The 18,012-nt window shown below is 72.0% G+C and carries 21 protein-coding genes; 10 read left to right on the top strand and 11 right to left on the bottom strand.

Features of this window, described 5'->3' with window-relative positions; all coding sequences use genetic code 11:
• The first annotated feature begins 186 nt into the window (after positions 1–186).
• Positions 187–1,620 carry an amidohydrolase family protein gene (locus tag AB0K18_RS36305; protein WP_364923851.1) on the top strand — a complete coding sequence of 478 codons (1,434 nt, stop codon included), beginning with the start codon at positions 187–189 and terminating at the stop codon, positions 1,618–1,620.
• A 42-nt stretch (positions 1,621–1,662) separates the two neighbouring features.
• Here AB0K18_RS36305 and AB0K18_RS36300 read toward each other — a convergent pair whose 3' ends face one another.
• Positions 1,663–2,658: a helix-turn-helix domain-containing protein gene (locus tag AB0K18_RS36300; RefSeq protein WP_364923848.1), complete on the bottom strand. Its 996-nt coding sequence runs from the start codon at positions 2,656–2,658 to the stop codon at positions 1,663–1,665.
• Positions 2,659–2,836: 178 nt separating this feature from the next.
• Between AB0K18_RS36300 and AB0K18_RS36295 the strand changes: the two genes are divergently transcribed.
• The 3 genes from AB0K18_RS36295 (at position 2,837) to AB0K18_RS36285 (ending at position 4,405) form a co-directional block, all read left to right on the top strand.
• The gene (locus AB0K18_RS36295) at positions 2,837–3,478 is read left to right on the top strand and encodes a DJ-1/PfpI family protein (RefSeq protein WP_364923845.1); all 642 of its coding nucleotides are present in this window, start codon (positions 2,837–2,839) and stop codon (positions 3,476–3,478) included.
• A gap of 208 nt (positions 3,479–3,686) precedes the next feature.
• Positions 3,687–4,133, top strand: a complete 447-nt coding sequence (locus AB0K18_RS36290; protein ID WP_364923842.1) for a hypothetical protein — start codon at positions 3,687–3,689, stop codon at positions 4,131–4,133.
• 2 nt (positions 4,134–4,135) lie between these two features.
• Entirely contained in the window at positions 4,136–4,405 is a 270-nt protein-coding gene (locus tag AB0K18_RS36285; RefSeq protein WP_364923839.1) for a hypothetical protein, read from the top strand.
• On the opposite strand, the gene AB0K18_RS36280 is transcribed toward AB0K18_RS36285, so the two are convergent.
• Positions 4,393–4,776 carry a tautomerase family protein gene (locus AB0K18_RS36280; RefSeq protein WP_364923836.1) on the bottom strand — a complete coding sequence of 128 codons (384 nt, stop codon included), beginning with the start codon at positions 4,774–4,776 and terminating at the stop codon, positions 4,393–4,395. The genes AB0K18_RS36285 and AB0K18_RS36280 overlap by 13 nt on opposite strands.
• A gap of 13 nt (positions 4,777–4,789) precedes the next feature.
• Positions 4,790–5,356: a TetR/AcrR family transcriptional regulator gene (locus AB0K18_RS36275; protein ID WP_364923834.1), complete on the bottom strand. Its 567-nt coding sequence runs from the start codon at positions 5,354–5,356 to the stop codon at positions 4,790–4,792.
• A 162-nt stretch (positions 5,357–5,518) separates the two neighbouring features.
• Here AB0K18_RS36275 and AB0K18_RS36270 point away from each other — a divergent pair, with 162 nt between their 5' ends.
• The gene (locus AB0K18_RS36270; RefSeq protein WP_364923831.1) at positions 5,519–6,340 is read left to right on the top strand and encodes an SAM-dependent methyltransferase; all 822 of its coding nucleotides are present in this window, start codon (positions 5,519–5,521) and stop codon (positions 6,338–6,340) included.
• Between the two features lie 74 nt (positions 6,341–6,414).
• Here AB0K18_RS36270 and AB0K18_RS36265 read toward each other — a convergent pair whose 3' ends face one another.
• The gene (locus tag AB0K18_RS36265; protein WP_364923828.1) at positions 6,415–7,407 is read right to left on the bottom strand and encodes a hypothetical protein; all 993 of its coding nucleotides are present in this window, start codon (positions 7,405–7,407) and stop codon (positions 6,415–6,417) included.
• 201 nt (positions 7,408–7,608) lie between these two features.
• On the bottom strand, positions 7,609–8,172 hold the full coding sequence (locus tag AB0K18_RS36260) for a dihydrofolate reductase family protein (RefSeq protein ID WP_364923825.1): 564 nt from the start codon (positions 8,170–8,172) through the stop codon (positions 7,609–7,611).
• A 128-nt stretch (positions 8,173–8,300) separates the two neighbouring features.
• Here AB0K18_RS36260 and AB0K18_RS36255 point away from each other — a divergent pair, with 128 nt between their 5' ends.
• Positions 8,301–8,753, top strand: a complete 453-nt coding sequence (locus AB0K18_RS36255; protein WP_364923822.1) for a MarR family transcriptional regulator — start codon at positions 8,301–8,303, stop codon at positions 8,751–8,753.
• Positions 8,750–9,970, top strand: coding sequence for an epoxide hydrolase (locus tag AB0K18_RS36250; protein WP_364923819.1), 1,221 nt, complete (start codon positions 8,750–8,752; stop codon positions 9,968–9,970). Before AB0K18_RS36255 ends, AB0K18_RS36250 begins: the two co-directional genes overlap by 4 nt.
• A gap of 32 nt (positions 9,971–10,002) precedes the next feature.
• Here the strand turns inward: AB0K18_RS36250 and AB0K18_RS36245 are convergent, their stop codons facing one another.
• The 3 genes from AB0K18_RS36245 to ctaD are packed head-to-tail and all read right to left on the bottom strand — an operon-like array spanning position 10,003 to position 12,398.
• The gene (locus tag AB0K18_RS36245) at positions 10,003–10,491 is read right to left on the bottom strand and encodes an NUDIX domain-containing protein (protein ID WP_364923817.1); all 489 of its coding nucleotides are present in this window, start codon (positions 10,489–10,491) and stop codon (positions 10,003–10,005) included.
• A gap of 18 nt (positions 10,492–10,509) precedes the next feature.
• On the bottom strand, positions 10,510–10,737 hold the full coding sequence (locus AB0K18_RS36240) for a DUF3040 domain-containing protein (protein WP_355427968.1): 228 nt from the start codon (positions 10,735–10,737) through the stop codon (positions 10,510–10,512).
• A gap of 5 nt (positions 10,738–10,742) precedes the next feature.
• A complete protein-coding gene (gene ctaD / locus AB0K18_RS36235; RefSeq protein WP_364923814.1) occupies positions 10,743–12,398 on the bottom strand; it encodes a cytochrome c oxidase subunit I in 1,656 nt (551 codons plus the stop codon).
• A 239-nt stretch (positions 12,399–12,637) separates the two neighbouring features.
• On the opposite strand from ctaD, the gene AB0K18_RS36230 reads away from it, so the two are divergent.
• Together AB0K18_RS36230 and AB0K18_RS36225 are read left to right on the top strand one after the other, a co-directional pair.
• Complete coding sequence (locus AB0K18_RS36230) at positions 12,638–13,564, top strand: AEC family transporter (RefSeq protein WP_364923811.1); 927 nt, start codon at positions 12,638–12,640, stop codon at positions 13,562–13,564.
• Between the two features lie 172 nt (positions 13,565–13,736).
• Complete coding sequence (locus AB0K18_RS36225; protein ID WP_364923808.1) at positions 13,737–14,192, top strand: VOC family protein; 456 nt, start codon at positions 13,737–13,739, stop codon at positions 14,190–14,192.
• Between the two features lie 111 nt (positions 14,193–14,303).
• Here the strand turns inward: AB0K18_RS36225 and dhaL are convergent, their stop codons facing one another.
• The 3 genes from dhaL to AB0K18_RS36210 all read right to left on the bottom strand — a co-directional run bounded on the left by dhaL (position 14,304) and on the right by AB0K18_RS36210 (position 17,030).
• A complete protein-coding gene (gene dhaL, locus AB0K18_RS36220; RefSeq protein WP_364923805.1) occupies positions 14,304–14,906 on the bottom strand; it encodes a dihydroxyacetone kinase subunit DhaL in 603 nt (200 codons plus the stop codon).
• Complete coding sequence (locus AB0K18_RS36215; RefSeq protein WP_364923802.1) at positions 14,903–15,922, bottom strand: dihydroxyacetone kinase subunit DhaK; 1,020 nt, start codon at positions 15,920–15,922, stop codon at positions 14,903–14,905. Before AB0K18_RS36215 ends, dhaL begins: the two co-directional genes overlap by 4 nt.
• A 409-nt stretch (positions 15,923–16,331) precedes the next feature.
• Entirely contained in the window at positions 16,332–17,030 is a 699-nt protein-coding gene (locus tag AB0K18_RS36210; RefSeq protein ID WP_364923799.1) for an SDR family oxidoreductase, read from the bottom strand.
• 104 nt (positions 17,031–17,134) lie between these two features.
• Between AB0K18_RS36210 and AB0K18_RS36205 the strand changes: the two genes are divergently transcribed.
• Complete coding sequence (locus tag AB0K18_RS36205) at positions 17,135–17,995, top strand: helix-turn-helix transcriptional regulator (protein WP_364923796.1); 861 nt, start codon at positions 17,135–17,137, stop codon at positions 17,993–17,995.
• The last annotated feature ends 17 nt before the right edge of the window (positions 17,996–18,012 follow it).

The following is an 18,012-nucleotide window of genomic DNA, read 5'->3' as shown; positions in this document are numbered from 1 at the left end:
GACACGTTCGTTCAGCGGACACATGTCCGTAATCGGGATTCTGGCACACGCCCGCACGCCTGGGCCACAGCGGCGGGCACCCTTGACACCAGGCGGGGCACTCGTAGAGTTACGGCAAAGTAAATGACCGTTGTGCGGACATATGTTCGCGGGGTCTGCGTTCCCGTGCCGTGAGGAGTTCCTACGATGACCGAGTTCGAGGCCGGGCGGCCTCTGGTGCTGCGCGGCGGCACCGTGCTGCCCATGGACGGCAGGCGGGTGCTGACCGAGACGGACGTGCTGGTCACCGGCGACGAGATCACCGCCGTCGGCCCCGCGCTCGAGGTGCCCGAGGGCACCGCCGAGATCGACGCCACGGGCGGCATCGTCATGCCCGGCATGATCGACACCCACCGGCACATGTGGCAGACCGCGATGCGCGGCTACGGCGCCGACTGGACGCTCACCCAGTACTTCGTCTGGTACTACCTGGAGTACGGCAAGCTGTTCAGGCCCGAGGACGTCCACGCGGGCAACACGCTGGCCGCCATCGAGGCGCTCGACGCCGGCGTCACCACCGTCGTCGACTGGTCACACGGGCTGCGCACGCCCGACCACGCCGACGCCGCCGCCGACGCGCTGCAGGCCGTGCCGGGCCGGTACGTGCTGGCGTACGGCAACATCCAGGCGCCGCCCGCCGAGTGGACCACCGCCCCCGAGTTCCGCGACTTCGTGCGCCGCCGCATCACCGGCGACGACCTGCTCGGCTTCCAGATCGCCTTCGACGTGCTCGGCGACCCGTCCTTCCCCGAGAAGCCCGCCTTCGAGGTGGCCCGCGACCTCGGTGTCAGCGTCACCACGCACGCCGGCGTCTGGGGCGCCACCAGCGACGAGGGCATCAGGCTCATGTACGAGCACGGCTTCATGACCCCCGGCACCGTCTACGTGCACGCCGCCTCCCTGTCGGCCGACTCCTACCACCGCATCGCGGCCACCGGCGGCTCCATCTCCGTCTCCACCGAGAGCGAGCAGAGCGCCGGCCAGGGCTACCCGCCCACCTGGGCGATCCGCCAGCACGGCATCCCGGTCTCGCTGTCGATGGACACCAGCGTCTGGTGGAGCGGCGACCTGTTCTCCGCCATGCGCACCACGCTCGGCGCCGACCGCTCCCGCGAGCACCTGGAGGCGCACGCCAAGGGCGAGACCGTCACGCACGCCGCGCTCCGCGCCGACCAGGTGGCGCACTGGGCGACCAGGGGCGGCGCCGAGGCCATCGGGCGCGACGACCTCGGCGTCGTCGAGCCGGGCAGGAAGGCCGACCTCGTGCTCATCAAGAACGATCACTCGCCGGTGTCGTTCCCGCTGCTCAACCCGTTCGGGCACGTGGTGTTCCAGGCGCAGCGCGGCGACGTGCACACGGTGCTGGTCAACGGGCGGGTGGTCAAGCACGAGCACCGGCTGGTCGGCATCGACCTCGCCGCCGCCCGCGCCGAAGTGGACAGGACCGTCGAGTATCTGCGCGGCGAGATGGGCGAGGAGGCGTGGGAGAAGGGCATGAACCCGGACATCCCCACGGCCGAGGTGCTCGACAACCCGTACACGTACACGGACTACCGCAGCGACGCCACCCACCGCCTCTGATCACGCGCGTCCTTCCCCACCGGCCCGCTGTACGGAGGCCCGCTATGCGCTGGCTCGCTGTGCGGACGCCTTCGCGGTGGCGCGGGGACTTCCCGCGGCGGCGCGGAAGGACGCGCGGTAGGTCTGCGGCGTCACACCCGCCACCCGCTTGAACCGCTCCCTGAACGCGGTGGCCGAGCCGAACCCGGCCTGCGCCGCGATGCGCTCCACGCCGTGGTCGGTGGTCTCCAGCAGGAACTGCGCCCGCCGTACGCGGGCCCGCAGCAGCCACTGCAGCGGCGTGGTGCCGGTCTGCTCGCGGAAGCGGCGGCTGAACGTACGCTCGCTCAGCCCGCCGCGCCGCACCATGTCGGTCAGCGTCACGTCCCTGGCCAGGTTGTCCTCGATCCACGCCAGCACCGGCTCCAGTTGTGAGCCGCGCGGCACCGGCGGCTGCGCGTGCACGATGAACTGCGCCTGCCCGCCCTCGCGCTCCAGCGGCATGACCGACAGGCGGGCCGCGTCGGCGGCCACCGCCGAGCCGAAGTCGCGGCGGATCATGTGCAGGCACAGGTCGAGCCCGGCGGCGGCGCCCGCCGAGGTGAGGATCTGCCCGTTGTCGACGTAGAGCACGTCGGGTCGCACGTCCACCTGCGGGAACATGCGGGCCAGCCGGTCGGCCGCGAGCCAGTGGGTGGTCGCGCCTCGCCCATCGAGCAGGCCCGCCGCGGCCAGCGTGAAGGCGCCCACGCAGATGGAGGCGATGCGGGTGCCGTCTCGTGCCGCCGCGCGCAGCGCGTCCAGGACGTCCTCGCCCGGCGGCGTGCCGCGTTCCGACTGGCCCGGCACCATGATCGTGTCGGCCTCGCGCAGCGCTTCCAGCCCGTACGGCGCGGAGATCGTGAACGTGCCGGTCGCGACCTGCGGCTCCGCCGCGCACACCAGCACGCGGTACGGGCGGCGCCCGTCGGCCAGCCGCGCCCGCCCGAACGCCTCGATCGGCACGCCCAGGTCGGCCGCCACCACATGGTCCGTCGCGAGAATCGCCACCGTGTGCATGCCCGCCACCGTAGCCGAGATCCCGCCACAGATGAACGCCCAGGTCGTCCGCCTGTGCCCGGGTCAAGTCCTTGGCCGACCGGTTGGCGAGAACCCGTTGGAAATTGTCGATCCAGCCACTGGGATGCTCCCCCGCCGCCGCCCTAACGTGGGCCGCCGACGAAAGGAGCATCTCTTCATGCACGTTCACGTGGTCCTGTTCGACGGGTTCGACCCGCTCGACGCCCTCGGCCCGTACGAGGTCCTGCAAGCGGCCGCCCTCGCCGGCGGTGACGTCACGGCCGAGCTGGTCACCGCCGAAGGGCCCCGCGAGGTGCCCAGCGGCATCCCGCCCCTCACGCTGCGCGCCACCGGCACGCTCGACCCGGCCGCCGCCGACGTGGTCATCATCCCGGGCGGGGCCGGTGCGCTGTCCGGCGACGGGGAGCACACCGTCCAGGCGGTGCTCGCCCGTTCGCTGGAGACCGGCCTGCCCGCCCTCGCCAAGCAGGCGCTCGACCGGGAGGGCACGCTGGTCGCCACCGTGTGCGGCGGCTCGCTCATCCTCGCCATGGCCGGCCTCATCTCCGGCCGCCACGCCACCACCAACCACCAGGGCCTGGACGCCCTCGCCGCGACCGGCGCCCGCCCGGTGCGGGCCCGGCTGGTGGACGACGGCGACCTCGTGACGGCCGCCGGCATCACCTCAGGCGTCGACCTGGCGCTCTACCTGGTCGAACGCGAGACCGGCCCGCAGATCGCGCACGCCGTGGAGACGCTGTTCGCCCACGAACGCCGCGGCACCGCCTGGTCCCCCACCGGCCCCGCCGCCGCTTGGTGAGGCCACCCATGCCCATCACCCCACCCCAACCAGTCCACCACCCCTTGATGCCCCAGCCCCCGCACCACCCCACGCCTGCGGACCCGCACCATCCCACATTCCTGGGCCCGCACCACCCCATGCACTCCCGCCGGCGGATGCTCCCGCCCTTCCCCCTTCACGGGCCGACGGCACAGAGGTGCCGCGCCTTGGACGCTGGGGGTCGGTCGTGACGAAGGTGTTGTTGTCGTTGCACGTGCTGGCCGCCATCGTCGCGGTCGGGCCGGTCACGGTCGCGGCCTCCATGTTCCCTGCGGCGGTGCGGCGGGCGCACGCTGCCGGGGCGGACGCCGCCTCTCTCGCCTCCGTCCGGCTGCTGCACCGGATCTGCCGCGTCTACGCCGTGCTCGGCCTGGCCGTCCCGGTCCTCGGGTTCGCCACGGCGAGCAGCCTCGGCGTCCTCACCGACGCCTGGCTGATCGTCTCGATCGGGCTCACCGCGCTCGCCGCCGGGGTGCTGGCCCTGGCCGTCCTGCCGGGCCAGGAACGGCTGCTGAACGGGGTCGATGACGGCACGACCGCCCGGCTCGGGATGCTGACCGGCCTGTTCAACCTGCTCTGGGCCGTCGTGACCGTCCTCATGATCGTCCGCCCCGGCTCCACGACGGGGGTGTGACCGTGAACCGTCAGCCCCTGCGCATCGCCGCCGCCGTCGAACTCGCCACGCTCGTCGTCCTGCTGGGCAACGTGCTCACCGTCCACCTGCCCGCGGTCTCGTCGCTGGCGGGGCCGGTACACGGGTGCGCGTACCTGTTCACGGTCGCCGCCGCCGCCCGCGACCCCCGCCGTACGCTCCCCGCCACCCTCGTCGCCTGGCTGCCCGGCATCGGCGGCCTGCTCGCCCTGCGCCTGCTCGCCAGAACCCCCTTGGAGGGTCAGGGCACGTAGTGGGCGACGCCGAGCCCGAACGACCAGTCGATCGACTCGTTCTCGGTCAGCGAGACGAGCACGTTGCGCGGCTCGGTGCCCGCGTACGCGTGGGCCAGCTCGGCGATGCGCCGGTAGAGCGCCTTCTTCACCTCCGGCGTACGGCCGGAGCGAAGGGTGATCGCGACGAACACGGCGTCGTCGTCCCGGCGCAGGTCGGGAAATGCGCCGTACCGCATCACGCTGCGAGTGCCGTCGTGCGAGGTCAGCACCTGGAACAGGTCGTCGGACGGGATGCCGGCGGTCTCCACCATCGCGTCGTGGACGGCACGGCCTAGCGCGTCGAGCCGCTCGGGGGCGGCCCGGATCGCGTCGATGCGGACGAAGGGCATGATCGTCTTCCTCTCAGAAGTGGGCGGACCGGGCGAGCAGGCCGAGCGCGCCTTCGACGGCGGTGGCGAACACATCGGGGTCACCGGCGGCGCGGGCCAGCACGTACCCGCCCTGGAGCACGGCGACGAGGGCGGTGGCCGTGGCGGCGGGGTCGAGGCGGGCGTCGAGCTCGCCGGCCGCGCGCCCCTCTTCGAGCAGCTCGGCGATCCGCCCGGTGAGCCAGGCGAACGTCTCCTCGACCGGCCGCCGCAGCCCGGGATCGGCCATGACGTCGGGATCCTGGGTGAGCCGGCCGACGGGACAGCCCTTGAGCACGTCCCGCTCGCGACGCAGGTAGGCGGCGACCCGCTCGACGGTGGTGCCGGGCCTGGCGAAGGCGGCCTCGGCCCGCTCCCTCAGCTCCCTCGCCGTGCGATCGATGGCCGCCAGGGCGAGATCGGGCTTGCCGCTGAAGTGGTGATACATACTGCCCTGCCCGGCCCCCGACCGCTGCTGTATCGCCTTGGGGCTGGTGCCGACATAACCCCGCTCCCACAGCAGCTCCCGGGTGCTCTCGATGAGCCGTTCCCTGGTGTCCATGCTTGACATACTAGTTGGTACAGGAAGCCACGACTGCGATCAGCCGATCCTCGCCCCTGCCGAGGTTGCGGCGCGGGTGCTGGGCTGGACGCGTACGGGGTCGTGACCGCGCGATGATCTCGGGCTTATGATCCGGGCAGGCCGAGGGAAGGGCGCAGCGCGATGACCGATGAGCAGGCTCCACCGGGCATCGATCCGACGGTTCCGAGCGTCGCCCGGATGTACGACTACTACCTCGGCGGCAAGGACAACTTCCGCGCCGACCGCGACGCCGCCGAGCAGATCGTCAAGCTCGCCCGCGACTCAGGCGCCGACGTACGCGAGATGGCCCGCGCCAACCGGGGCTTCCTGATCCGCGCGGTGCACCACCTCGCCGCCTCCGGCGTACGGCAGTTCCTCGACATCGGCACCGGCCTGCCCACCCAGGACAACGTGCACCAGGTGGCCCGCAGGGTCGCGCCTGACGCCAAGGTCGTGTACGTCGACAACGATCCGATCGTGCTGACCCACGCCCAGGCGCTGCTCGCCGGCAGCCCCGGCACGTACGTGCTGGACGGCGACGTGCGCCGGCCGGCCGACATCCTGCGTGACGCCGCCGCCCACCTCGACTTCGGCCGCCCCGTCGCGATCATCCTGGCCGCCGTCCTGCACTTCCTCCCGGACGACGACGAGGTGGCCGCCATCGTCGCCACGTTGCGCAACGCGCTGGTGCCCGGCGGCCACCTGGTGATCTCGCACAGCTACGTCGAGCCGGATGAGGGCCGGCCGGAGCGGATGGACGAGGCCCAGGACGTCTATCGGCGCTCGGCGTCCGGCTCGATCGCCTGGCGCGACCGCGACACCGTGCGCGGCTGGTTCGACGGCCTGGAGCTGCTGGAGCCGGGCCTGGTGCCGGTGCAGCACTGGCGCGACGACGCCCCGTACCCGGCACCCGGCCTGGACAAGGGCGGCGTCCTGGGCGCGGTCGGCCGCCTGCGCGGCTGACACGCGCACACACCGTGCTACATCTGCCCGGCAGACACGCAGGCCCGCCGTCGCGAGACGGCGGGCCGTAAGGGTCAGTAGGCAGGGCGGGTGCGGAGGAGGTCGGTGACCGTGGGGGCGCGCATCATGTGCGGGTCGAGGAGTTCGGCGCGGCGCCGGGGGATGCCGCCGGCCAGGGCGGCCTCGGTGAGGGCGGCCTTGACCCAGCGGGCGTCCACGGGGTGCCCGTCGTCCTGCCTGATCAGCGGCTCGCCCGGGGTCCTGGACGACGACAGCGTCCGCAGCAGGGGCCTGGCCGGCGCCGGGATGGGGAAGGCGACGAGGTCGCCGCGCCCGTCGGGGACGGTGACGATGGCGGGTTCGCCGGCGGTCACGCCCCGCAGGTCCTGCAACGTGATGCCGGCCAGCGCCGCGACGGGCGCGCCTGTGGCGTCGAGCAGCGCGACGGCGGCGGCCTCCGCGGGCCTGCCGTCGGCGGCCAGCCGGGCGATGCCCTTGCGCAGCAGCCGCCGGTCGCCGGGGGTCAGCGCGGGGACGGGCCCCGGGCGTACGGCGCCGCTGCGCCACGCGAACGTGTAGAACGCCGACAGCATCGCCCGCTTCCGGGACACGGTGGCGGGCGACAGGGGCTTGCCCGGGGTGCGCACGCCGACGGCGAGGGTGCCGCTGAGCGCGCCGTCGCAGTAGGCGTCGAGGTGGGCGCCGGTGGCGGCGAGCGGTTCGAGCGCCGGGTCGGTGTCGTGGAGCCAGCGCAGGAACGCGGCCAGCACCTGCAGCCTGGCCTGCCGGGTGGCCGCGGACGGCCGCTCGGTGAGCCACGCGACCACGGTGCGGCGGGTCGGCGCGGCCAGCCCGTCGACGAGATCGACGTCGGCCGCGGCCACCTCGCCGCCGTCGCCGGGCTTGCGCCGGGGCCGCAGCCCGGGGATGCGCCCAACGCTCCCGGCCCGCGCCTTGCGAGCGCCGCTGTCAGAGGGTGTGCCCGGCTCGCGGGACGTTAAGGACTGCGCGGGTACGCCTCCGGAGGCGCCGGGGACGGCGGCGGCGTCGTCGTGGGCTCTCGGCATGCTCAGCACTCGACCGTACCCGCCCTCACCACGACAGCGGCATGGCCGAGCAGCCCCGGCCGCGCGATGGACGTCACGGAGGAGTCGGTGGCCGTCGCGCGGGCGTCGTGAGCGCCCGGGCGGCATGAGCCAGGCAGTCCAATCATGATCTCGATCTTCTCACGGAGCGGCGCCCGGTCTTCCGCCTTCCGCCCCGGAGACTCAGTCGCGCTTGGGCTCGTAGTGCAGGGCGGTGATCCCGCACTCGAACGGCCGCGCCCCGGCGAGACGGAAGCGCTGGTGACCGGCGACGTCGGGGAAGACGGGCAGGCCGCGGCCGATCGAGACCGGGTTGACGAACAGGTGGATCTCGTCGATGAGCCCTTCCGCGATGAGGCCGGAGGCGAGCTTCGCGCCCCCGTACGTGACGATGTCGCCGCCGGGCCGCTCCTTGAGGTCGCGGATGGCGGAGGCGAGGTCACCGCCGAGGATGGTGGCGTTGGGCCACGGCGACTCGGTGAGGGTGTTCGAGACGACGACCTTGGGGGTGTCGTTCATCCACGCGACGGTCTCCTTGGTCTCCCCCTGGGGCTCGGCGGCCCAGGTGGGGATGAAGCCTCCGGCGAGCTCGCGGCCGAGCAGGATGCAGTCGACCGAGGAGGTCATGGCGTCGATGTAGGCGCCGACGTCGTCGCTCCAGTTGAAGTCCACCCAGTCCATCTCGCCCTCGGGGCCGCCCATGTAGCCGTCGATGGTGGTCTGGATCTGGAGTTTGAGCGTACGCATCAGGGGTTCTTCCTTTCGGTCGGTCAGTTGGCTCAATCTTGGCGGAGCGGACTTACGGAACGTTTACGGCGCGCCCTGCCGAAACCGTAAGGTGCCGAATTACATCGAACTTTGATATAAAAGCGGCTGTGACCTCCGATCTGGATCTCGGCGAGCTGGCGACCACGATCGAGGACTTCAACGCGTACTACATCCGCCTGCCCTCGGTCCGCCGCCTCAACTTCTCGACGCTGTCGGTGCTGCACACATTGGCCCGCAAGGGCCCGCTGCGGCTGACCGACCTGACGGCGACCGAGCAGCTCAAGCAGCCCGCGCTGACCGCGCTCGTGGCCAAGCTGGAACGCGAAGGGCTGGTGTCCCGCCGCCCCGACCCGCGCGACGGGCGCGCGGTGCTGCTGTCGCTCACGCCCGACGGCCGGCGGATCGTCGAGTCCAGGCGCGCCGACCGGGTGGAGCGCCTGCGCCGCCTGGTCGAGCAGCTGGACGACGGCGACCGGGCGGCGCTCGCGGACGTCGCGCGCGTGCTGGGCCGCCTGACCGAGATCGCGGCCGGGCTGGAGGAGCGAGGAGAGCCATCATGAAGAAGCCGCTGGAGCCGGTGCCGCTGCACGTGCCGGACGAGGTGCTCGACGACCTGCGCCGCAGGCTGGCCGCGACCAGGTGGGCGCCGGACCCGGGCAACGAGGACGGCCGTTACGGGGTGCGCCGGGCGTACCTGGAGGAGCTGGTCGCCTACTGGGCCGACGGCTTCGACTGGCGGGCGGCCGAGCGGGCGATCAACGCCTACGAGCACTACCGGGTGGACGTCGGCGGCGTCCCCGTGCACTTCATGCGCCGTCCGGGCGCGGGCCAGGACCCGGTGCCGCTGATCCTCAGCCACGGCTGGCCGTGGACGTTCTGGCACTGGTCGAAGGTCGTCGATCCGCTGGCGGACCCGGCCGCGTACGGCGGCGACCCGGCGGAGTCGTTCGACGTGATCGTGCCGTCGCTGCCGGGCTTCGGCTTCTCGACGCCGCTCACCGATCGTCCCGACATGAACTTCTGGAAGATCGCCGACGTCTGGCACGAGCTGATGACCGGCGTGCTCGGCCACGAGCGTTACGCGGCGGCGGGCTGCGACGTGGGCGCGCTGGTGACGGGGCAGCTCGGCCACAAGTACGCCGGCGAGCTGATCGCCATCCACATCGGCTCGGCGCTCAAGCTCGACTTCTTCAACGGCGACCGGGCGTGGGACTTCAGCGGCGGCGCCCCAATCCCGCCCGATCTGCCGGCCGACGTGCACGCCCGGTTCATGGAGCTGGACCGGCGCTTCGCGGTGCATCTGGCCGCGCACATGATGGCGCCGTCCACGCTGGCGCACGGCCTGGCCGACTCGCCCGCGGGGATGCTCTCCTGGATGCTCGAACGCTGGGCGAAGTGGTCGGACAACGGCGGCGACGTGGAGCGGGTGTTCAGCAAGGACGACCTGCTCACGCACGCCACCATCTACTGGGCAGGCGAGGCGATCGGTTCGTCCGTCCGCACGTACGCCAACAACAACCGCTACCCGTGGACGCCGTCGCACGACCGCCGGCCGGTGGTGGAGGCGCCGACGGGCGTCACGTTCGTGAGCTACGAGAACCCGCCGGGGGTGACGACCGGCGAGCAGCGCATCCGCGGGTTCCTGGAGAGCGACAGGGCGGCCTGGTACAACCACGTCGGCGTCACCTGCCACGACCGCGGCGGGCACTTCATCCCGTGGGAGATCCCGCAGGAGTGGGTCGCCGACCTGCGCCGCACGTTCCGCGGCCGCCGCTGAGCTCAGACGCCCAGCGGCACCGGCTCGGACGGTCAGACGCCCAGCCGCACCGGCTCGGACGGGACGCCGCTCGCGAGCAGTGCGCCGAGCGTGGCGGCCAGCGCGCGCGGCGAGAAGAGGTCGTCGCCGTGCCCCGCGGCGATCTCCGGCACGCTCCACCAGCGCACGTCGGTGATCTGCTCGGCGGCCAGCCGCGCGTCGTCCCACTCCCCGCGCGGCGTGAACGCGGGCGCGCGCACGAGGAAGTAGTCGTTGACGACGCCGTCGTAGCCGGGCGCGTGATCGACGAGCGCGGTCTGGTGCCAGACGTGTGGCGGGAGCGCGTTCACGCGCAGCCCGACCTCCTCGGCCAGCTCGCGGCGCAGCGCCTGCAGGTCGGTCTCGCCTGGCTCGACGCCGCCACCCGGCATCGCCCACACCACGGGCCCGCCGGCGGCGGTGGTGTCGTGGCGGCACAGCAGGACGCGGTCGTCGGGGTCGAGGATGATCGCGCGTACGGAACGGCGCATGCGGGGAGCCACGACCGGCCACCCTAACCGTCAGCAGGACAATACGAAAAGCGTCATGATGCCCGAGATGAGCAGCACCATGGCCAGCACCGCGACGACCTCCCAGTTGCTGACCTGCGGGGCGAAGCGCTGCGGCCCGTCCTCGCCGGCCCTGGCGTTGAAGGCGCTCAGCCGGTTGGCCAGGCGCGCCTCGGTGTGGCGCAGCTCCAGCTCGATCTCCGCCAGGATGAGCCGCTCGTGGGGCGACAGGCCGTCCACGGGGTTCACTCCTTCTCCGCGGCGGCTTCGACGGCCGGATGGGCGGTGTGCGGATAGTGCAGGTCGAAGGCGGGACGTTCGGAGCGGATGCGGGGCAGGCTGGTGAAGTTGTGGCGGGGCGGCGGGCAGCTCGTCGCCCATTCCAGCGAGTTGCCGAAGCCCCAGGGGTCGTCCACGGTGACGCAGGGCGCGTGCCGGGCCGTCCACCAGACGTTGTAGAGGAACGGCAGCGTGGACAGGCCGAGCAGCAGCGCGCCGATGGACGAGATGAGGTGCAGGTCGGTGAAGTGGTCGACGGCGCTGTAGTCGGCGTACCGACGCGGCATGCCCGCCACGCCGAGCCAGTGCTGCACCAGGAACGTGGTGTGGAACCCGATGAACAACATCCAGAAGTGCCATTTGCCGAGCCGCTCGTTGAGCATCCGGCCGGTCATCTTCGGCCACCAGAAGTAGAACCCGGAGAACATCGCGAACACCACCGTCCCGAACACCACGTAGTGGAAGTGCGCGACGACGAAGTAGGTGTCGGTGATGTGGAAGTCGAGTGGCGGCGAGGCAAGGATCATCCCGGTCAGACCGCCCAGCAGGAAGGTGATGAGGAAGCCGACCGCGAACATCATGGGCGTCTCGAAGCTGAGATGGCCGCGCCACATGGTGCCGGTCCAGTTGAAGAACTTCACGCCGGTGGGGATGGCGATGAGGAACGTGGTGAACGCGAAGAACGGCAGCAGCACCTGCCCGGTGCCGAACATGTGGTGCGCCCACACCGTCATCGACAGTCCCGAGATGGCGATGGTGGCGCCGACCAGGCCGATGTAGCCGAAGACGGGTTTGCGGCTGAAGACCGGGATGACCTCGGTGATGATGCCGAAGAACGGCAGCGCGATGATGTAGACCTCAGGGTGGCCGAAGAACCAGAACAGGTGCTGCCAGAGCATCGACCCGGCGTTGGCGGGGTCGTAGATGTGGGTGCCGAGCTTGCGGTCGGACTCCAGCGCCAGCAGCGCGGCGGCCAGCACCGGGAACGCCATCAGCACGAGCATGCTGGTCAGCAGGGTGTTCCAGGTGAAGATCGGCATGCGGAACATGGTCATGCCAGGGGCCCGCATGGCGATGATGGTGGTGAAGAAGTTGACCGAGCCGAGGATGGTGCCGAGCCCCGCCAGCACCAGCCCCATGATCCACAAGTCGCCGCCGATGGTGGGGCTGAAGGTGGAGTGCGACAGCGGGGTGTAGGCGAACCAGCCGAAGTCGGCGGCCCCGCCGGCGCTGAAGAAGCCGCTGACGACGATGAGTCCGCCGAACAGGAACAGCCAGAAGCTGACCGCGTTGAGCCGGGGGAAGGCGACGTCGGGGGCGCCGATCTGGAGCGGCATGATGACGTTCGCGAACCCGGCGAACAGCGGCGTCGCGAACAGCAGCATCATGATCGTGCCGTGCATGGTGAACAGCTGGTTGTACGCCTCGTTGCTGACCAGCTGCAGGCCGGGGTGCACCAGCTCGGCGCGGATGATCATGGCCATGAGCCCGGCCAGCGCGAAGAACAGGAACGAGGCGATCAGGTACATGTAGCCGATGGTCTTGTGGTCGGTGCTGGTCAGCCAGGCCACGACCAGCCGTCCCTTGCCCTTGGCCTCGACCGGCGCCAGGGCGGACGTCAACGGTTCGTCAGTACGCGGTTCTTCAAGAGTCACCGAAGCCCCCCATTTTGCCCCGACATGCCTGTGGCGCCGTGTTTTCGCAGGTCAGCGCCGTACGACGGGCTTACCCCCTTCCATGCGACCTATGCTCGGCCGCTCACCCGCACCACCCGCTCGACCCCGCTCCGTAACCACGCATGAGGCCGCCTCCGCTCCGGCGTGCGGGCTTGGATAGCCTGTCCGCTTTGGGAGGTATTGGGGTGTCGGGGGTTGTCGCGGCTTTCGCCGCACTGGTGTCGGTCGCCGTGCTCGGCTACGTCATCGGCGCCACCGGCCTGCTGCGGGCGAGCGACGAGCTGACGCTGTCCCGGCTGGCGTTCTTCGTGGCGACCCCGGCGCTGATGTTCGCCACCGTCTCCAAGGCCGACCTCGGGGCGCTGCTGTCGCCCGTACTGCTCGCCGAGGTCATCGCGGTGGCGTTCACGCAGCTGGTGTTCGTGCTGGTGGCCAAGCTGGTGTTCCGGCGGAGCACCAGGCAGCTCACGATCGGCGCCCTGGCCTCCTCGTACGTCAACGCCGGCAACCTCGGCGTGCCGATCTCCCTGTACGTCCTGGGCGACGCCGCGCTGATCGCCCCCATCCTGCTCTTCCAGCTCCTGGTGCTGACCCCGGTCTCGTTCCTGATCCTGGACAAGGGCGCCCGATCCCCGCGCGCGGCGCTGCTGCTGCCGTTCCGCAACCCGCTCACGGTCGCCTCGCTGCTCGGGCTGGCGCTCGCGGTGAGCGGCGTCTCGCTGCCCGTCGCGGTCATGCGCCCGATCGACCTGCTCGGCGGCGCGGCCGTGCCCGTCGCGCTGCTGGCCTACGGTCTCAGCCTGTACGGCTCCCGCCGCCAGCCCCCCGCGCCCGGTGAGGACGGCGTGGGCAAGGACATCGCCCTGGCCGTGGCGCTCAAGGCGGTCGCCCAGCCGGTGGTGGCGTACCTGACGGCCCGCTTCGCCCTCCACCTGGACGGCACCCACCTCCTGGCCGCCACCCTCTTCGCCGCCCTGCCCACGGCCCAGAACATCTACGTGTACGCGGTCACGTACGACACCGCCCGCCGCCTGGCCAGGGGCACGATCCTGGTGACGACGGGCCTGTCCATCCCGATCATGACCGCCATCGGCGCCGTCCTGGGCTCCTGACCCCGGCCACCAGACAGCCGCCTGGTCCGCGAAGCTTGATCCTTCCAGCACGAACAACCGGTGCACGTGGAGATCCGTCTGACACAAAATGTTTTGGGGAGCGTGTCGATTCCGGGGTGGCGCGTTCGACGCGTTGGTGAAGGACGACGACAAACCCGGGAGGAACTTTCCCATGCAGAAGATCACCACGTTCCTGTGGTTCAACGACCAGGCCGAGCAGGCCGCCGCCTTCTACACCTCGCTGTTCGCCGACTCCCGCATCGTCGAGGCGCAGCGCGGGCCGGGCGGTGGCGTCATGGTGGTGACGTTCGAGCTGGCCGGGCAGCGGTTCATGGCGCTCAACGGCGGCCCCCAGTACACCCTGAACGAGGCCGTCTCCCTGTACGTCGACTGCGAGACGCAAGAGGAGATCGACGAGCTGTGGGCCTCGTTCATGGAGGGCGGCGAGGAGTCGAGGTGCGGCTGGCTGAAGGACCGGTGGGGCCTGTCCTGGCAGATCGTCCCCCGACGGCTGCCCGAACTCCTCGGCCACCCCGACCCTGCCGCCGCTGAGCGGGTGATGAAGGCGATGCTCGGCATGCAGAAGCTCGACCTCCGCGCCCTGGAGGAGGCCGCCGGCGAGGCGTGACGGGCGGCCGTCCGGCTGGAGGCCCTCGGCGTGGCGTGACGGGCGGCCGTTGAGAACGGCCCCGCCCGGAAACCAGTGGCCGGAGGTCTCCGGCCTGGTGTGGCGGACCGTTCAGAACAGGCCTGCTGAGAAGCCGCGGTCCTCTGTCACCGCCAGGGCCTCGAACAGCAGGGCCACGCCCATCGCGCCCGGGTCGGGCAGGCCGCGGGCGCGCTCACCGACGTAGCTGGCGCGGCCGCGGCGGGCGCGCAGGTCGGCGGTGGCGCGGGCGCCTTCGGCGGCGGCGCGGGCCGCGGCGGCGAAGCCCGTCCCGCGTTCCAGCTCCGCCGCCGCCGGAGCCAGCGCGTCCACGAGCGTGCGGTCGCCCACCTCGGCCTCGCCGACCCGCTGGATGGCGGCGAGGCCGGCGGCGGCGCCGCGCGCCCACCCGCCGTCGGGGTCCTCGTCGAGCGCACGGGCGATCTCGGTGAACAGCAGCCCGAACAGCGGCCCGCTCGTCCCGCCGACCTCGTCCAGGAAGACCCGGCCCGCCACGTCGAACCCGTGCCCGGCACCCGACTCATCCAGCTCGGCGAGCACGCGGGTCAGGCCTGAGCGGAGGTTGTCGCCGAAGTCGCCGTCGCCGCTGGCCTGGTCGAGCCGGGTCAGCTCGTCATGGGCGGCGGCCACGGACTCGGCGTAGCGGCGCAGTACGGGCGCTGCGGTCGCGGTCATCGTCCCTCCTCGTCAACGTCGTCCAGGACGGGGAACGCGGGGGTGCGGGCCGGGGCGCGCCACCATGTACGCCATCCATCCTGCAACCGGGTCAGGGTCAGGGAGAACCCGGCCATGTCGAGCGCCGGCACGTACGTTCCCACCAGCGACTCCGCCACCCGCAGCCCGCGCTCCTCCAGCACGGCGGCGGCCTGGTCGAAGATGCCGTACAGCTCCAGCTGCGTGGTCGCGCCCATCCCGTTGACCAGCACCAGCAGTTCACCGGGGCCTGGTGGCAGTCCGGTCAGCAGCTCGTCGATCATGCGGACGACCAGGTCGGGCAGCGGCGGCCGGTCGATGGTGGTGGCGGCCCGTTCGCCGTGGATGCCGACGCCGTACTCCAGCTCACCTGCCGCCAGGTCGAAGGCGGGCTCGCCGGTGTGGAAGGAGGTCTGAGCCCGGGAGGCGACGGCCAGGCTGCGGGACGCGGCGGCGACCGCGTTGCCGAGCGCGGTCAGCTCGTCCAGGCCACGGCCTTCGTCGGCGGCGGCCCCGAGCAGCTTCTCCACGACGACCGTCGCCCCGGTGCCGCGTCGCCCCGTCGCACTGTCCGTGTCATCGGTGGCCAGGTCATCGTCCACGAGGACCCGCCCCACCCGCACCCCTTCGTGACGCAGCCGCTCGGCGGCGATGCCGAAGTTGATGCGGTCGCCGGTGTAGTTCTTGACGACGTGCACGACCCCCTCCGGCCCGGCGGCGGCCAGACTGGCGTGCAGGACCTGCCGGTTGTGCGGGGACGCGAACACCTGCCCCGGCGCGACGGCGTCCAGCATCCCCCGGCCGAGGAACCCGGCATGCATCGGCTCATGCCCCGACCCGCCACCCGCGACCAGCCCGACGACGCGGCGCGGGTCCCGTTCACGAGCCCGCAGATGCACGGGCTCCTCGCGCAGCTCGACGAGGTGCGCATGCGCACGGGCGAACCCACGCAAGGCAGGCGCGACGGGATCACCGGCGGGCAAGAACGGCGCACTCATACCCCCTCCCCTCCCCCGCCCAGGCCGCTTGTAGCGCGACCGGCCGATGCCCGGACAGCGAGGCCGGCCGACGGCCCGCCCCCGAGCAGCCGGCGGCGGGGAGCCCCGGGCGGTGCTGGGGCGGCGCTGGTCGAGCTGTCCATCGGCATCCCTTCTGGCTGGCCGCGCTGTCGTCCCGGCACGAGGACCAGGAGTTTCATGCTGGATCCTCACAGCACGATCCGAGCCGTCGCCACGCCGCACCCGGCCCGCGCTCCCACGACGCGCTGCCCCTTCGCGTCTGCGGGACGCCATCCAAGCCGTGCCTCGCCCGCCGCCCACGCAGCACGCGGACGCGTCCGCTCACCGAGCACCCCACACGGCCATCCACTCGGCGCGCGGCCCTTACGCGCGAAGCAGCGGCACGCGGTCAGGACCAGGGGATCTCGCCGGTGCGGCTGACGAAGCGGCCGGTGCCGGACTCCGGGGGTTCCGTGGCCAGGGTGACGATGGCGTCCGTGCCCTCGGTGACGGTCTGGGGGCCGGTGTGGCCGTTCAGGTCGGTGGCGGTGTAGCCGGGGTCGGCGGCGTTGACGCGGATGCCGGGCAGGGACTTGGCGTATTGGGTGGTCAGCATCGTCAAGGCGGCCTTGGAGGCGGTGTAGAGGGGCGCGATGGCCTTCGACTCGGGGCGCGACGGATCGTGGGTGAGCGCCAGGGACCCCATGCCGCTGCTGACGTTGATGACGCGCGGCTCCGGTGAGCGGCGCAGCAGCGGCAGGAACGCCGTGGTCGTCCTGATGACACCGGCGACGTTGACGTCGAAGACCTCGAGGGCCTCGGCGCCGGTCAGCGCGGAGGGGTCGCCGAAGGGGCCGTGGATGCCGGCGTTGTTGATCAGTACGTCGATGCGCCCCTCGTGCTCGGCCACGTCCTTGGCGGCGGCGGCCACGGACGCGTCGTCGGTCACGTCGATCGGGACGAACCGCGCACCCAGGGCGGCGGCGGCCTCCACGCCCCGCTCCGGGTCGCGCGCCCCGACCAGCACGGTGTGGCCGAATGCGATGAGACGCCGGGCGGTTTCGCGGCCGAGGCCCTTGTTGGCGCCGGTGATGAAAGTAATCGTCATGAACGTCATCGTTCGGCACCGCCGCCCACGCTCACCAGGGACACCACGACGGTAGGAACAGCCGTACCACCTTCGCTCGGCCGCTATGCCGCAAGATGGGAGACATGGGGACGAATGCCGGACTGGGGGCGATGATCCGTACGTGGCGGGACCGCCTGCCCCCGTCGGCGGCGGCGCTGCCCGTGGGACGCTCCCGCCGCGCCACCGGCCTGCGCCGGGAGGAGCTGGCCGAGCTGGCCGGGGTCTCCGTCGACTACGTCGTCCGCCTGGAACAGGGTCGCGCCACCACGCCGTCGGCCCAGGTCGTCGCCTCTCTTGCCCGCGCCCTGCAACTCTCCGCCGCAGAACGGGACCACCTCTACCGCCTGGCGAACCTCGTACCGCCGGCCGACGGCGCCGTCTCCGACCACATCGCGCCAGGAGTGCAACGCGTGCTCGCCCGGCTCGGGGACGTCGCGGTCGCCGTGTTCGCCGCCGACTGGCAGCTCATCCGCTGGAACCGCGCCTGGGCCGCCCTCCTCGGCGACCCCTCCGCGGCCCCGCGCCACCTGCGTAACTTCGCCCGCGACAGGTTCCCCGTGGACGACGCCCCGCCCCGGCTCGCCCACTGGCCCGTACACGAGCTGGACGCGGCCACCACCGACACCGCCGTCGTCTCCGATCTGCGCCGCGCCACCGGCCGCTTCCCACACGACCCGCGCCTGGCCCGCCTGATCGACGACCTGCGGGCCGGCAGCGAACGCTTCGCCGCCCTCTGGGCGAAAGGCACCGTGGCCGCCCACCGCGAGGACCACAAGACCGTCGAGCACCCCTCGGTGGGACCGATCGCGCTGGACTGCGATGTCCTGACCGACGGCGACTCCGAGTGCAAGATCGTCATCCTGTCGGCAGCCGCAGGCAGCGAGGACGAGACCAAACTGCATCTCGCCACCCTCACCGGCCCACCCGCCGGCGCTCCGAGGTAGGTGACGACGGCCGATCC

It is taken from the genome of Nonomuraea sp. NPDC049421, assembly GCF_040677005.1.
Classification (GTDB): Bacteria; Actinomycetota; Actinomycetes; order Streptosporangiales; family Streptosporangiaceae; genus Nonomuraea; species Nonomuraea salmonea.
Note: the sequence above shows the minus strand (reverse complement) of the source record. Positions and strands in the feature narration are given on the sequence as shown.

Excerpts from the sequence above, each read along its gene's own strand:
- AB0K18_RS36305 (WP_364923851.1), top strand. The coding sequence starts at position 187 with ATGACCGAGTTCGAGGCCGGGCGGCCTCTGGTGCTGCGCGGCGGCACC.
- AB0K18_RS36300 (WP_364923848.1), bottom strand. The coding sequence starts at position 2,658 with ATGCACACGGTGGCGATTCTCGCGACGGACCATGTGGTGGCGGCCGAC.
- AB0K18_RS36295 (WP_364923845.1), top strand. The coding sequence starts at position 2,837 with ATGCACGTTCACGTGGTCCTGTTCGACGGGTTCGACCCGCTCGACGCC.
- AB0K18_RS36280 (WP_364923836.1), bottom strand. The coding sequence starts at position 4,776 with ATGCCCTTCGTCCGCATCGACGCGATCCGGGCCGCCCCCGAGCGGCTC.
- AB0K18_RS36275 (WP_364923834.1), bottom strand. The coding sequence starts at position 5,356 with ATGGACACCAGGGAACGGCTCATCGAGAGCACCCGGGAGCTGCTGTGG.
- AB0K18_RS36270 (WP_364923831.1), top strand. The coding sequence starts at position 5,519 with ATGACCGATGAGCAGGCTCCACCGGGCATCGATCCGACGGTTCCGAGC.
- AB0K18_RS36265 (WP_364923828.1), bottom strand. The coding sequence starts at position 7,407 with ATGCCGAGAGCCCACGACGACGCCGCCGCCGTCCCCGGCGCCTCCGGA.
- AB0K18_RS36260 (WP_364923825.1), bottom strand. The coding sequence starts at position 8,172 with ATGCGTACGCTCAAACTCCAGATCCAGACCACCATCGACGGCTACATG.
- AB0K18_RS36250 (WP_364923819.1), top strand. The coding sequence starts at position 8,750 with ATGAAGAAGCCGCTGGAGCCGGTGCCGCTGCACGTGCCGGACGAGGTG.
- AB0K18_RS36225 (WP_364923808.1), top strand. The coding sequence starts at position 13,737 with ATGCAGAAGATCACCACGTTCCTGTGGTTCAACGACCAGGCCGAGCAG.
- dhaL (WP_364923805.1), bottom strand. The coding sequence starts at position 14,906 with ATGACCGCGACCGCAGCGCCCGTACTGCGCCGCTACGCCGAGTCCGTG.
- AB0K18_RS36215 (WP_364923802.1), bottom strand. The coding sequence starts at position 15,922 with ATGAGTGCGCCGTTCTTGCCCGCCGGTGATCCCGTCGCGCCTGCCTTG.
- AB0K18_RS36210 (WP_364923799.1), bottom strand. The coding sequence starts at position 17,030 with ATGACGATTACTTTCATCACCGGCGCCAACAAGGGCCTCGGCCGCGAA.
- AB0K18_RS36205 (WP_364923796.1), top strand. The coding sequence starts at position 17,135 with ATGGGGACGAATGCCGGACTGGGGGCGATGATCCGTACGTGGCGGGAC.